Source organism: Vreelandella olivaria (assembly GCF_023507745.1).
GTDB lineage: Bacteria > Pseudomonadota > Gammaproteobacteria > Pseudomonadales > Halomonadaceae > Vreelandella > Vreelandella olivaria_A.
On record NZ_JALPZO010000106.1, the window covers coordinates 20354 to 34069 of the forward strand.

A 13716-nucleotide genomic window follows, 5' to 3' on the forward strand; every position below is an offset into this window, starting at 1 on the left:
TCGCTCTCTATTCCATTTGGATACCGGATGAGTATCGGCGAGAGCGACCACTTCTTTAGCAGATATGACGCTGGCGGCGCCTTAGCGCAAATCACTAACCGCGTGTTGGATATCGGCCAAGGAGGCTTTGCTTAAATCCTTCGACAGCGTGTGGATGACCAGTTTATGGGTTGGATTGTCGAGTTTTTCCCGCAGCAGCCCCAAAAATTTGGGAGGTGCCACCATAATCAGCTTCTTCATGCTGTTTTCAACCCGTGCATTGTAAAGCCGCTGGGCCACCTCTTTGGCAAACAGCTCATTTTCATGTTTGGAGGCGGCCCCTTCCTCACCAGAGGAGCGTGACGTAGTAGACATAGACTCATGAACATCTGCACCACGGCGATCCGTAATCAAATCACCTTCATGCAGCCGACCTTCCGCATGTACCAGACTTTCCTTCTCAGCGAGGTTAAGTGCATCACGAGTAAAAATACGTGCCCGGGCGGCATCGGCTACCACGATATAGGTTGTCATCGTCATGCGTCCTCCTTGTCGTAAGTGGTTACCTAACCATGGCAAGCGTTTGCCGATAGGTCAAACGCTTACCCTATATCAACCGCTGGCTGGTCACAGCACCTTGCTGCGCAGCAGGCTGGTAATAGCTTCGCCGATCAACACCAGGACGATAATGGCGATCAGAATCGTTGCTACTGTTGGCCAGGCAAAGGTGTCGATAGCGCCCTGGAGAATCACGCCGATGCCGCCGGCGCCTACCAGCCCCAATACCGTGGACTCGCGGATATTGATATCCCAGCGCAAAATAATAATGGCAAAAAACGCTGGCATCACCTGGGGAACAATCGCATAGGCGATAACTTTGGCCTTCGATGCCCCGGTGGCTTCCATGGCCTCCACTGGTTTACGGTCAATCTCTTCAATGGCTTCCCCCATCAGCTTGCCGATAAATCCGATAGAGCGGAAGACGATGGCCAGAATGCCCGCCAGAACACCAGGGCCAAAAATAGCCACAAACAGCAGCGCCCAGATAATCGTATTCACCGAACGGCTAGCGACTAAAATGAAGCGGCCCAGCCACAGGTAGGCACGGTTGGGGGTCGTGTTCTGGGCGGCGATATAAGCCACAGGCAGCGCCAGAAAGATGGTTAGAAATGTTGCCAGGGTGGCGATATGCACGGTTTCCAGCAGGGCATTGAAGATGTTGTTAAGGCCGGCCGGGCTGGGAGGCCACATGCGTGCGCCCAGCCCCGAAATTTGATTGGGGGCATCCCATACCCAGGGCCAGAAGATATCAATATCGCGAACCGCCCAAAACACCAGCATCAGGGTAGCGAGCAGTACCGCGTAGCGGAGTAGTCTGGCCTTGCGGTCATAGCGTTGCCAAACCCGGTCGGCAAGTTGCTGTGCGTGATCTACCATATCTTTTTCCTTACCCAGCCGCTGATACCTTCACTGAGCAAAATAACCGCAATAATGATCAGCAGAATCGCAAAGGCGAAGTCGTAATCGTAGCGCCCAAAGGCATTCATGAGCGTGCCGCCAATACCGCCAGCGCCCACGATGCCGACAACGGCGGAGGCGCGCAGGTTGCTATCGAGCTGGTACATGGACAGGCCCACCTGGCGGGGAAGAATTTGCGGGAAAACAGCATAGAACAGCGTGGCTAAATAGCCCGCACCTGCTGCACGCATGGCTTCTACCTGTCCCCAGTCGATCTCTTCGATTTCCTCAGCCAGCAGCTTGCCGACAAAGCCAATGGAGTAGAGTGTGAGCGTCAAGATACCGGCCAGTGGACCAAAGCCAACGGCAGCGACGAACAAAATAGCCACAATCACCGGGTGAAAGCTGCGTGAGATGATAATCACCGCCCGGCCGATCAGATAAATTGGCAGGGGGGCGATATTACGGGCAGCCATGACCGCAAACGGTATTGAGAGCAGTACGCCTAACAGCGTCGCCAGAATCGCGATCTGAAAGCTCTCTTTAAACCCGGTTAGCAGCAGCCCGAAACGCTCGAAGCTGGGTGGAAAGCCACCACTGAAGATACGCGCCGCCCGTGGCAAACCCTCTGATATACGCGCCCAGTTGAAGGGGAGCGAACCAAAGGCCCACACCAGATAGGCGACAGCCAGGATCAACAGGCCATAACGCAGCAATGGATTGGCAATAAACGGCGGTTTCTTCCACGTGCGTGGCAGGCTGGATTGAGTGTCAGGCGGAGTCATGGCGAGCTACCTCCGCGGAAGTGTTTGGTGGTTCAGTAATGGAGTCGTCCGGTGCTTCAATGCCACCGTAAATGGCATCCAGGGCATCTTTGTTGAAATCACTGGGTACGCCGTCAAAAATCATTTTGCCGTGGCGCAGGCCGACAATCCGTTCGGTGTAGGTTTTTGCCTGGGCAACGTTATGAATATTAATCAGCACCGGCAGCGCAAGCTCGCTGGCAAGGCTCTGTAGTAACATCATAATCTGCTCGGAAGTGCGTGGGTCCAGCGAGGCGGTGGGCTCATCGGCGAGCAGTACCTCGGGTTCCTGCATTAATGCCCTTACCACGCCCACCCGCTGGCGCTCACCGCCAGAGAGTGCGTCGGCGCGCTTGTTGGCATAGTGGGCAATACCCACGCGCTCCATTAAAACAAATGCACGCTCAATATCAGCCTGGGGGTAGCGGCGTGAAATAGCCTGGTAAAGATTGACGTAACCCAGCCGTCCCGCCAACACATTCTCCATGACGGTGAGCCGGTCAAGCAGGTTAAAGCCTTGAAACACCATGCCAATTTTGCGTCGGGCGTGGCGCAATTCCGCGCCTTTCAGGTTAACCAGTTCGGTGCCATTGAGTTTGATAGAACCAGAGGTAGGCTCTACCAACCGGTTGATGCAGCGGAGCATGGTACTTTTGCCAGCGCCGGATGCTCCTACGATAGAAACAACGCAGTTGCCCTCGACCTTGAGGTCGAGCCCTTTCAGCACTGCCTCATTGTGGCCATAACGTTTGACCAGGTTATTTATTTCCAGCATGTTTTCGCTTCCATCAATCGACGAAGATCCGCGCCGCATAACGCGGCGCGGTACGCGTTACTCTAGGTTTGCCCGCGTATAGCTCACGCCGTTGGCGGCTTGGATGGTGCGAATAACCTGCCAGTTATCCTTGTAATTGATGGGGATAAACTTCTCGACGCCGTCAAACTCTTCACCCAGTTCAGTACCGATAAAGTCAAACGTGAAGAAGGCTTCTTCTATCTTCTCCACCAAGTCGGGATGGAGGTTATGTGCATAGTTATAGGAGGTGGTGGGGAAGCGGTCGGATTCGTAGATCAGTCGTACATCCTCTTCATCATAGAGGCCACGAGCCGCCATACGCTCTACCACTTCAGAGGCTACCGGGGCTGCATCATAGTCCCGTGCCACCACACCCAGCATGGATTGGTCATGGCTGCCGGAGTACACCACTTGGTAATCTTCGTCGGGGACAATGCCCAGCTCAGGCAGCAGTGCACGGGGGGCCAGGTTGCCCGAGTTCGAGGTGGGCGAGGTGTGTGCAACGCGCTTGCCTTGCAGGTCTTCCAGGCTTTCGATATCCGAATCGACATGGGTAAACATTTGCAGAGTGTAGCCGAACTGGCCGTCATCAGACCCCATGAGTGCAAAGGGAACGGCGCCCGCCAGGTTGACTGCAAAAGGCGTGGGGCCAGTGGAGAATCCGGCAATATGTAGTCGCCCGCTGCGCATTGCTTCCACCTGTGCGGCATTTGACTGCACCGCAAAGAAGCGAACATCACGCCCGGTCACTTCCGACAAGTGGTCGATGAATGGCTGCCAGATATCGGAATAAATAGCAGGATCTTCCACCGGGGTATAGGCGAAAATGAGGGTGTCGGGATTGGCCCACTCTGACTCATCGCCCGGGCGGTCGGCGACCAAATCGCCATTCTCATCGCAGTAGAGGGTATCGAGATCACCACGCTCGCATTCAGCGAATGCCTGGTTCGAGAGTAGCGCTAAGGGCAGCAGCGATACAGCCGTGAGTACTGCAAGCGGGTGCTTGCGAAAACGTGACGTTGCCATGTGAAGCCTCGTAGGTGCGTTATTTTTGTGGTTTTTAACCATTGCGTTGCGCTAAGTTAATATTCAATCAACGCATGTTTCGAAAATGGACATTTGACGATATAAATGTTTATTTTTCGAAAATTAACACCTTCAATCTAGGGTTTATGACAAAGTTATGTCAAATACTTTCCATACGGCTTCATACCAATGGCGAAACGTTTACTTGCTGATGCGCCATGGTCATAGCCAGGCCAATGAACGGGGGGTGATCATTAGCTCTCCTGAGCGGGGGTTAGACGCTTTCGGTCTTTCCACGATGGGGGAGCAGCAGCTTGTGGAGATCGTGGGGGACTGGCAGTGGCCTGTGCCCACTCGGGCACTGCATTCGGATTTTTTACGTACCACGCAAACCGCGCAGTGGGTGGCAAGTGCCTTTGATGTACCCATCGCCAAAGAGCAGCGCCTGCGGGAGCGTTACTTCGGGGAGCTGGAGGGGTTGGCTGATAGCCATTACCCTGATGTATGGGCACTGGATGCCCAGAATGCCGGCCATCAGCAGTATCAGGTGGAAGCTGTCAATGCCGTCGCAGCGCGTATGAGAGATGTTATCGCAGAGCTGGAGCAGCAACTGGCGGGGGAAACGGTGCTGGTAGTAAGCCACGGAGACCCGCTACAGATTTTACTGACGGCACTGGCCAACAAGCCGTTGAGCCAGCACCGGGAGCAGCCAGCGCTGCTGCCTGCCAGTGTTACCCTGCTGGGTGGCTAAGCGCCGCCTTCCGCCGCGGGAATCCAGGCGATCATATCCACTTCCACATCGGCGCCGCCAGCAAGGCCGGTGACCCCGATACAGGTACGGGTGGGCAATGGCTGCTTGAAGTAGCTTGCATATACGGCGTTGACCTCTTCAAAGTGGCCCATATTGGTGATAAACACCCGCGACTGCACCACGTAATCGAAGCTGCTGCCCACCTCTTCCAGCACAATGGCAAGGTTTTGCATTACCCGATGAGTTTGTTCGGTAAAAGTGCCCAGCAACATCTCGTTGGTTTCCGGTACGGTGGGCATTTGTCCGGTGATAAACACCAGATCCCCCACCCGGCAGGCGTGTGAAAAAGGGGCAATGGGCTGCGGCGCCCGGTCAATAAACAGTTTTTCGATCATGATTGATCCAAGCGTGTTGGTAAAACAGAAAAATGGGCCTCCGGAGAGACCCATTTGCTTACTAAGAACGAACGGGTACTTAATGCCCCAGAATCTGGCTTAAGAACAGCTTGGTGCGCTCCGACTGCGGGTTATTGAAGAACGGCTCAGGAGCATTTTCTTCAATGATTTGCCCCTGGTCCATGAAGATCACACGGTCAGCCACGGTTTTGGCAAAGCCCATTTCGTGGGTCACACACAGCATGGTCATGCCCTCTTTGGCCAATTCAACCATGACGTCCAATACTTCCTTGATCATTTCAGGGTCAAGGGCTGAGGTTGGTTCGTCAAACAGCATCACATCGGGGTGCATACACAGGGAGCGGGCAATAGCCACCCGCTGTTGCTGACCACCCGAAAGCTGGCCGGGGTATTTGCGGGCCTGCTCGGCAATGCGTACCCGTTCCAGGTAGCGCATGGCCTGCTCCTCGGCCTCTTTGCGGGGTTTCTTCTGTACCCACATAGGGGCGATGCAGCAGTTCTCCAACACCGTCAGGTGGGGGAACAGATTAAAGTGCTGAAACACCATGCCAACGCTGCGGCGGATCTGTTCGATACGCTTGACGTCTTGAGTCAGTGGTACTCCACCGACCACGATTTCACCCTGCTGATGCTCTTCCAGGTGATTGATACAGCGGATCATGGTGGATTTGCCAGAACCGGAAGGCCCACAGATGACGATACGTTCACCGCGTTTTACATCCAGGTAGATATCGCGCAATACGTGAAAGTCGCCGTACCACTTATTCACGCCGTGCATTTCAACCATCAGGTCATTGGTCTTGGTGGCTGTTTGGGTCATGTCGTTATCCTGCTAAAAATCGTTAAGAGAAGCGGCGTTAGCGTTTGTGGCCGGTATTCAGCTTGCGTTCCAGGTATTGGCTGTAGCGAGACATGCTGAAACAGAAGATCCAGAACATGAATGCGGCAAATACATAGCCTTCCAGTGAGAAGCCCAACCAGCGTGAATCAGCCAGGGCCGCTTGTACGATCCCCAAAAGATCAAATAGCCCGATAATCATAACCAGCGTGGTGTCTTTAAACAGGGAGATAAAGGTATTGACGATGCCAGGAATCATCATCTTCAACGCTTGGGGTAATACAATCAGCCCCATGCGCTTCCAGTACGTCATACCCAGCGCTGCTGCGGCCTCTTCCTGTCCTTTCGGGATGGCTTGCAAGCCCCCTCGAATCACCTCGGCCATATAGGCACTTTGGAACAGGGTCAGGCCGATCAGTGCGCGTACCAGTCGATCCACGCTGATCCCTGAAGGCATAAACAGCGGCAGCATGACCGAAGCCATAAACAGCACGGTAATCAGCGGTACACCACGCCAGAATTCGATGAAGACTACACAAAAGCTTTTCACGATCGGCATATTGGAGCGCCGACCCAGTGCCAGCACGATACCGATAGGAAGGGCGCCCACCATACCCACTGTGGCTAACAGCAGGGTCAGCATCAGTCCACCCCAGCGGTGTGTTGGTACCCGCGGCAGGTCGAAGTAGCCACCATGCAGCAGCACATAAGCCACTACCGGGAAGCCCACCAGCGCAAACACCGCCACCCAGCGCTTAAAGGGCAGGCGGGGAATAGCCAGCCAGGCGATAAGGGTAAAGAAGCCTGCAAATACGATATTGGCACGCCAGATTTCAGCGCGGGGGTATAAGCCGTAAATGAACTGGGTGAAGCGTGCATTGACAAAGACCCAGCATGCCCCTTCGCGTGAACAGTCCTCGCGGGTAGTACCCACCCAATCGGCATTGATAAATGCCCACTGCACGGTGGGTACCACCAGCAGATACAGCACATAAAGCCCGATCAGGGTAAAAATGGTGTTGATGGGGTCGCTGAATAAATTGGTTCGCAGCCATGCCAACGGCCCAATAGCGCTTGACGGTGCCGGGCGTTGCTCAATCACTGTTTGATTATGAATCATGTTACGTTCCTCACCATCAGCCTAGCGTTCAACCAGCGCCACGCGGGCGTTGAACCAGTTCATAAACATGGACACCAACAGGCTGATTGTCAGATAAACCGCCATGGTCATTGCAATAACCTCAATGGCTTGGCCCGTCTGATTAAGCGTGGTACCGGCAAACACCGACACAAGGTCGGGGTAACCAATAGCGGTGGCGAGCGATGAGTTTTTGATCAAGTTCAGGTACTGGCTGGTCAGGGGGGGGATAATGACCCGCAGTGCCTGGGGGATAACCACTAGACGCAGCACAAGGCTGCGCGGCAGACTGAGTGCCTGGGCCGCCTCCGTTTGGCCGTGGGAAATCGCCTGAATACCAGAACGTACAATTTCCGCAATAAACGCGGCGGTGTAGATCGAGAGCGCAAGCCAGAGTGCCAGGAACTCCGGAATAACCGTAAAGCCACCACGGAAGTTAAAACCGCGCAGTTCGGGTACATCCCAGGTGATGGGCACACCGGTGGCGAACATCACCAGTAGTGGAAGTCCAAAAATCAGTGCAAATGAAATCCAGTAGGCGGGCAAGCGCTGCCCGGTTGCTTCCTGACGGCGTTTGTTCCAGATAATCAATGCAATGCTGGCAACAATCGCCAGAATGAACGTCACGGGAATTAAGCCAAAGCCCGACTCAAACAGCGGCTCTGGCAGGTAAAGTCCCCTGACGTTGAGGAAGATAATCTCGCCGAAGGTCAGGCTGTCCCGTGCGCTGGGAAGGGTGCGAAGTACGGCATAGTACCAGAAGAAAATCTGTAACAGCAGAGGGATGTTACGGAAGGTCTCGATATAGGCGGTTGCAAGACGCGCTAGTAACCAGTTGGGTGACAGGCGGGCGATACCAACAATAAAACCGATAATAGTGGCGGCGACTACGCCTAAACTGCCTACCAGCAGAGTATTCAGCAAACCAACAAGGAAGGTGCGACCATACGTGCTCTGGGATGAGTAATCGATCAGACTCTGCACAATCCCAAAGCCGGCGGTATTACTCAGGAAACCAAAGCCTGTGGTAATCCCTCGGGCAGCCAAGTTGTCTTGAGTATTACCAACAATATAAACAAGAAAGACTGCGACAGCAGCAATCAGAATAAATTGGAAAATCAGTGCGCGTTTAGCGCGATCTCGCCAGAACGGTGGCTTTTGGCCGACAGGGCGAGCGTTAGGTCTTACGGACATGGACAGCGTCTCCGCGATACGGAAGGTCAATCAGATGGCCCGCCATCACCTGAAAAGTGAGGCGGGCCGGGGTCAAGCGAGACGCTTAGCGAATCGGCGGTGCGTACTGAACGCCACCTTGGGTCCACAGGGCGTTAACCCCACGTTCAATTTCCAGTGGTGAGCCCATACCTACGTTGCGCTCGAAGCTTTCACCGTAGTTGCCCACCTGGCTGATAATGTTGTAAGCCCAGTCGGCTTCCAGCTGCATGGCTTCGCCGTAGTTACCATCCTGCCCCAGCAGGCGGGCAACGTCGGGATTTTCCGAACTCAGCATATCGTCAACGTTTTCGCTGGTGATGCCGTACTCTTCAGCGTTCAGCATGGCGAACAGCGACCACTTGACGATGTTGAACCAAAGGTCGTCGCCTTGACGAACAACGGGGCCAAGTGGCTCTTTGGAGATAACATCGGGAAGAATAATGGCACTGTCCGGATCATCCAACTGGATGCGCAGTGCAGCCAACTGAGAGGTGTCTGACGTCAATACATCGCAGCGACCCGCCTGGAAACCACCCACGGTCTGGTCGGAGGTATCGAATACGATGGGGTCGAACTCCATGCCGTTGGCGCGGAAGTAATCGGCAAGGTTCAGCTCCGTCGTAGTACCAGACTGAATACAGATAGCAGCGCCATCCAGCTCATCTGCGCTGGAAACGCCCAGGTCACTTGATACCAGGAATCCCTGACCGTCGTAGAAGGTAACGCCGGTAAAGTTCAGGCCCAGTGTAGTATCGCGGACAGTTGTCCAGGTGGTATTGCGGGATAGAACGTCTACTTCGCCCGATTGCAGAGCGGTGAAACGCTCAACGGCGTTCAAAGAGATGTAGTTAACCGCATCCGCATCACCAAGAACCGCTGCCGCAACTGCGCGGCACACGTCCACGTCGAGGCCCTGCCATTCACCGCTATCGTCTGGAGCGGAAAAGCCTGGTAAACCATCACTGACACCGCACTGCACAGCGCCCCGTGAGCGCGTATCTTCCAAGGTATCTGCTTGAGCGGTAGCTACACCGGCCAAGGTGATAGCGCCAGCGGAGGCCAGCAGTACCAGGTGTTTTTTGTTAAGCATGGTAGTTCCCCTTCCTCGATTTAATGTCGTTATGCATGCAGATGCATGACACTAAAAACTAGCAAGGAAGATGCCAGAAAGGATATGTTGGTAAATTCAGCGCTTTTCAACGCAAAAAGTAGCGAATTCCTACCAAAGTTGTGGTGCAATAAAGTGCATTAGCAGCTACGCAGCGCTCTTTTTTGGTGCGCAGCTGCTAATGACGTGGTGTTTAAACGTTATGTTTGAACCCGTAGTGGGTTTATCGAATAGGCGGAGCGTACTGAATTCCTCCGTTGTTCCACAGGCCGTTTAACCCACGGGCAATGTTGAAATCTGAATCGCTGCCTACGTTGCGGTCATAGATCTCGGCGTAATTACCCACTTGTTTGACAATTTGATAAGCCCAGTCAGCCTCAATGCCCATGGCTTCGCCAAAATCACCATCCTGGCCGAGCAGGCGCATGATGTCAGGGTTGTCGGAGTCAAGCTGTTCGTCGACGTTCTCCTGGCTAATGCCCAGCTCTTCCGCGTTAAGCATTGCAAACAGCGTCCACTTGACAATGTTGAACCATTGGTCATCGCCCTGTCGAACAGCGGGGCCGAGTGGCTCTTTGGAGATGATTTCCGGCAGCACCACAGCCCTGTCAGGGTCGGCAAGTTGCATACGTTGCGCGTAAAGCTGGGAGGCGTCAGAGCTTAAAACGTCGCAGCGGCCAGCTTCAAAGCCAGCAATCGACTGCTCGGGGGAATCAAATACCACCGCATCGTAGGCCATATTGTGGATGCGGAAGTAGTCGGAGAGATTGAGTTCGCTGGTGGTGCCGGATTGAGTGCAAACCGCGGCGCCATCCAGCTCTTTGGTACTTTGTACACCCAGGTCGCTGGCTACCATGAAGGCCTGACCGTCGTAGTAGCTCACGCCGGTAAAATTAATGCCCAGGGAGGTGTCGCGGTTTGATGTCCAGGTGGTGGTGCGTGACAGCACATCCACTTCGCCGGATTGCAGAGCCGTAAAGCGCTCCACTGAATCCAACGGTACGAAATCCACTTTGCTCGCATCCCCAAGTGCTGCTGCGGCAATTGCCCGGCATATGTCGGTATCCAGCCCTCGGTACTGATCATCGTCGTCCAGCGCAGAAAAGCCAGGCTGCGCTGCATTAACGCCGCAGCGAACACTGTCACGGTTCTGCACGGTTTCCAGTGTGCTGGCCATGGCCACGGAGGGGGCCAAGATACTGATTCCCAATCCCAACCAACGAACGGTTTTCATTTGTTATTCCTTAACGTGATGACACAAAAAAGGCCGAGCAGTGCCCGGCCTTAGCGGATGGCAATGTCGCGTTATGTTACGCGAAGGCCTTGCGCATAAAGGGTGGTAGCGCCAGGGCGCCACGATGGGCATCTACTGTATAGTACTGTAGCGGCATTTCGTGGCTGGCGGCAGCCTGTTCGCGGAAGCTTTCAACGTTGGTGCCTTTGCCAGCCAATGTCACGCTCCACCAACCAGAGGGATAGACTGGTTGTGGGAATGGCAGGGTCGCTACACTATCAAAGCCCGCTGCACGCATATCATTACGCAGTTCACGAATAATGGAGCCACTGTGATAGAGCGGTGACTCGCTCTGCTGCACCATCACTCCGCCGTTCTTGAGGATACGGTGGCAGCGCTTCAAAAAGTCGGTTTTAAACAGTCCTTCGGCAGGGCCAACCGGATCGGTAGAATCGATGATAAGAATATCAATGCTCTCGTCAGCCGCCTCGTCCACCCACTTCACGCCATCGGCAAACAGCAGCTCGGCACGGGGGTCATTGTTTGACTCCACCAACGCTGGGAAAAAGCGCTCGGAAGCCTTGGTGACTTCTTTGTCGATATCGATCTGGGTGACGTTTTCCACGCTTGGATGGCGCAGCACTTCCTTCAGAGTGCCGCAGTCGCCTCCGCCGATAATCACCACCCGTTTGGGCTCCTGATGGGTAAATAGCGCCGGATGGGCAATCATCTCATGGTAGAGAAAGTTGTCGCGATCGGTCAGCATCACGCAGCCATCCAGCACCAGCAGGTTGCCGTAAGTTTCCGTGGCGTATACTTCCAGGTGTTGGTAGGGGCTTTGCACATCCAACAGTTTATCGGTGACTTTCAGCGAGAAAGCGCTGCCGTGGCTATCAAATACTTCGGTAAACCACTGGTCGTCGCGTAATTCGCTCATGACGATGCTCCTGAGCACTGGTGATTCGTTTGGGTCGGTATATCCTGATGATACTGCGGACTTAAGTCGTGCAGGGCATCCATAAAGGCGGTGACATGATCGGGGTTGGTGAACTGGCTAATGCCGTGGCCCAGGTTAAATACATGGCCGGGGCCGTGGCCATAGCTCTCCAGTACGCGTGCTACCTCTGCACGAATAGCCGACGGGCGTGCGAACAGTACGTTGGGGTCCAGGTTACCCTGTAGCGCCACCTTGTGGCCTACCCGGTCACGGGCATCGGAAAGCTCTGTGGACCAGTCGATACCCAGTGCGTCGGCGCCAGCACACGCGATGTGCTCAAGCCACTGGCCGCCATTTTTGGTAAACAGAATCACCGGTACACGGCGGCCTTCATGTTCGCGGATCAGGCCGGAAACAATCTGCTCCATGTAGCGCAGCGAGAACTCCAGGTAGGCGGGGGTAGAGAGCACGCCGCCCCAGGTGTCAAAAATCTGTACCGCCTGGGCGCCTGCACGGATTTGCGCATTCAGGTAGTCGGTGACGGCATGGGCCAGGGTGTCCAGCAATTGGTGCATGGTGTCGGGTGTATCGTACAGCATGGTTTTCAGATGACGGAAATCCTTACTTGAGCCGCCTTCCACCATGTAGCTGGCCAGTGTCCATGGGCTGCCGGAGAAGCCAATGAGTGGCAGGCGGCCATTCAGTTCACGGCGGATCGTCGATACTGCGCGCATCACATAGTCGAGATCGCGTTCAGCGTTGGGTACGCTAAGCGCCGCCACTTCCTGGGCGGTGCGCACGGTTTTTTTGAATTTCGGACCTTCGCCGGTTTCAAAATAGAGCCCCAGGCCCATGGCATCGGGGATGGTCAGGATATCCGAAAACAGAATAGCGGCGTCGAGCGGATAGCGCTCAAGAGGCTGTAGCGTTACTTCACAGGCCAGATCGTGGTTACGGCACAGGTCCATAAAGCTGCCTGCATCGGCGCGGCTGGCGCGATATTCCGGCAGGTAGCGGCCTGCCTGGCGCATCATCCACACTGGGGTGCGGTCAACGGGCTGGCGAGTCAGTGCGCGAAGAAAACGGTCGTTTTGCAAAGGTGTGGTGGTCATAAGCATTGGCTCTTGAGAAATTTGCCCGCAGTGTACTTGAAATAGTACTTGAAACAGCACATGCAACAGTACGGGAAATTGTACTTGAGAATGGAGCTCTTGAGCGGCGTATCTCTGTGTCAAAATGCTGCGGCCAGGCAGTTTTGGCGTAAACCTTGATCTTGATACAGGCTCGCTTGGACGCTACCACTGCATGGGCATCACTGGGAGTCTCGCGTTTAGCGAGCATCATTTTTTCGTCGAGAACGGGTAAACTTCGTTAGTGGCTTCATCATCTTCCGTGCTGTCGTCCTGGCCGCGATCCCTGGCGCGCAGGTCACGATAGACGGCGGTGCGCATGATCAGCATTGCCACCACCGGGGCGGTTAGCATTACAAAGGCGGTAATCAGCACCTCATGGATCACCAAGCGCGACTGCAGCGCCGAAAAGTAGATCATGGAGGCGATGAGAATAGAGCCGGTGCCAAGCGTGATGGTAATGGCAGGGCCATGGATACGCTGAAAAAAGTGCGGCAGCCTTACCAGGCCCAGGGCACCGATCAATATGATGGCACTGCCAAGCAGCAATAACAGGGTAACCGGCAGGCTAACCCAGATGGGTAGTGTTTCCAGTTCAGGGGTCATTCAATTACCTCGCCGCGCATCAGGAATTTGGTAAGGGCAATTGTCGAGACAAAGCCCGTGAGCGCAATCAGCATCGCAGCCTCAAAATAAACCACGCTGCCGAAGCGGATGCCCAGGGTAAGGGCAAGCAGCATGGCACACATCCACAGGGTATCGAGCGCCAGAACACGATCCTGTGCGGTTGGCCCAAGCAGAAGGCGGATCGTGCATAGCAACATGGCCAGTATGATGCTTAGCAGGGTGATATTGATCGCCAGAGAGAGCAGTGCCGTCATACAGAA

At 54.7% G+C, this 13716-nt stretch carries 16 protein-coding genes; 1 reads left to right on the forward strand and 15 read right to left on the reverse strand.

The genetic code is table 11. The features are described 5' to 3' along the window. Positions 1-81: 81 nt before the first annotated feature. The 5 genes from HP566_RS08255 to phnD all read right to left on the reverse strand — a co-directional run bounded on the left by HP566_RS08255 (position 82) and on the right by phnD (position 4062). Entirely contained in the window at positions 82-513 is a 432-nt protein-coding gene (locus tag HP566_RS08255) for a host attachment protein (protein ID WP_249976819.1), read from the reverse strand. 93 nt (positions 514-606) lie between these two features. Continuing rightward, complete coding sequence (gene phnE, locus HP566_RS08260) at positions 607-1416, reverse strand: phosphonate ABC transporter, permease protein PhnE (protein WP_249976780.1); 810 nt, start codon at positions 1414-1416, stop codon at positions 607-609. Beyond that, the gene (gene phnE / locus HP566_RS08265) at positions 1410-2222 is read right to left on the reverse strand and encodes a phosphonate ABC transporter, permease protein PhnE (protein ID WP_249976781.1); all 813 of its coding nucleotides are present in this window, start codon (positions 2220-2222) and stop codon (positions 1410-1412) included. Before phnE (HP566_RS08265) ends, phnE (HP566_RS08260) begins: the two co-directional genes overlap by 7 nt. Beyond that, positions 2209-3015: a phosphonate ABC transporter ATP-binding protein gene (phnC, locus tag HP566_RS08270; protein ID WP_249976782.1), complete on the reverse strand. Its 807-nt coding sequence runs from the start codon at positions 3013-3015 to the stop codon at positions 2209-2211. The genes phnE (HP566_RS08265) and phnC overlap by 14 nt, the downstream gene beginning before the upstream one ends. 57 nt (positions 3016-3072) lie before the next feature. After that, positions 3073-4062 (reverse strand): phosphate/phosphite/phosphonate ABC transporter substrate-binding protein, encoded by a 990-nt coding sequence (phnD, locus tag HP566_RS08275; RefSeq protein WP_249976783.1) that lies wholly within the window; start codon positions 4060-4062, stop codon positions 3073-3075. A gap of 157 nt (positions 4063-4219) precedes the next feature. On the opposite strand from phnD, the gene HP566_RS08280 reads away from it, so the two are divergent. Then, positions 4220-4813, forward strand: a complete 594-nt coding sequence (locus HP566_RS08280) for a histidine phosphatase family protein (RefSeq protein WP_249976784.1) — start codon at positions 4220-4222, stop codon at positions 4811-4813. Here the strand turns inward: HP566_RS08280 and HP566_RS08285 are convergent. From HP566_RS08285 to HP566_RS08330, 10 genes are all read right to left on the reverse strand, one after another. Next, positions 4810-5208, reverse strand: coding sequence for a RidA family protein (locus tag HP566_RS08285; RefSeq protein ID WP_249976785.1), 399 nt, complete (start codon positions 5206-5208; stop codon positions 4810-4812). The two genes, HP566_RS08280 and HP566_RS08285, sit on opposite strands and share 4 nt — an antisense overlap. Before the next feature lie 79 nt (positions 5209-5287). After that, positions 5288-6016, reverse strand: coding sequence for an amino acid ABC transporter ATP-binding protein (locus HP566_RS08290; protein WP_249976820.1), 729 nt, complete (start codon positions 6014-6016; stop codon positions 5288-5290). Between the two features lie 70 nt (positions 6017-6086). Continuing rightward, entirely contained in the window at positions 6087-7187 is a 1101-nt protein-coding gene (locus HP566_RS08295; RefSeq protein WP_249976786.1) for an amino acid ABC transporter permease, read from the reverse strand. A gap of 21 nt (positions 7188-7208) precedes the next feature. Continuing rightward, positions 7209-8399 (reverse strand): amino acid ABC transporter permease, encoded by a 1191-nt coding sequence (locus HP566_RS08300; RefSeq protein ID WP_249976787.1) that lies wholly within the window; start codon positions 8397-8399, stop codon positions 7209-7211. An 85-nt stretch (positions 8400-8484) separates the two neighbouring features. Next, positions 8485-9510: an amino acid ABC transporter substrate-binding protein gene (locus HP566_RS08305; RefSeq protein ID WP_249976788.1), complete on the reverse strand. Its 1026-nt coding sequence runs from the start codon at positions 9508-9510 to the stop codon at positions 8485-8487. A gap of 241 nt (positions 9511-9751) precedes the next feature. After that, positions 9752-10762 (reverse strand): amino acid ABC transporter substrate-binding protein, encoded by a 1011-nt coding sequence (locus HP566_RS08310; RefSeq protein ID WP_249976789.1) that lies wholly within the window; start codon positions 10760-10762, stop codon positions 9752-9754. Between the two features lie 76 nt (positions 10763-10838). Beyond that, positions 10839-11699, reverse strand: a complete 861-nt coding sequence (speE, locus tag HP566_RS08315; protein WP_249976790.1) for a polyamine aminopropyltransferase — start codon at positions 11697-11699, stop codon at positions 10839-10841. Continuing rightward, positions 11696-12811, reverse strand: coding sequence for a uroporphyrinogen decarboxylase (gene hemE / locus HP566_RS08320; RefSeq protein WP_249976791.1), 1116 nt, complete (start codon positions 12809-12811; stop codon positions 11696-11698). Before hemE ends, speE begins: the two co-directional genes overlap by 4 nt. A 228-nt stretch (positions 12812-13039) precedes the next feature. Beyond that, positions 13040-13435 carry a monovalent cation/H(+) antiporter subunit G gene (gene mnhG / locus HP566_RS08325; RefSeq protein ID WP_249976792.1) on the reverse strand — a complete coding sequence of 132 codons (396 nt, stop codon included), beginning with the start codon at positions 13433-13435 and terminating at the stop codon, positions 13040-13042. Further along, a complete protein-coding gene (locus HP566_RS08330) occupies positions 13432-13710 on the reverse strand; it encodes a K+/H+ antiporter subunit F (RefSeq protein ID WP_249976793.1) in 279 nt (92 codons plus the stop codon). The genes mnhG and HP566_RS08330 overlap by 4 nt, the downstream gene beginning before the upstream one ends. Positions 13711-13716 lie beyond the last annotated feature (6 nt).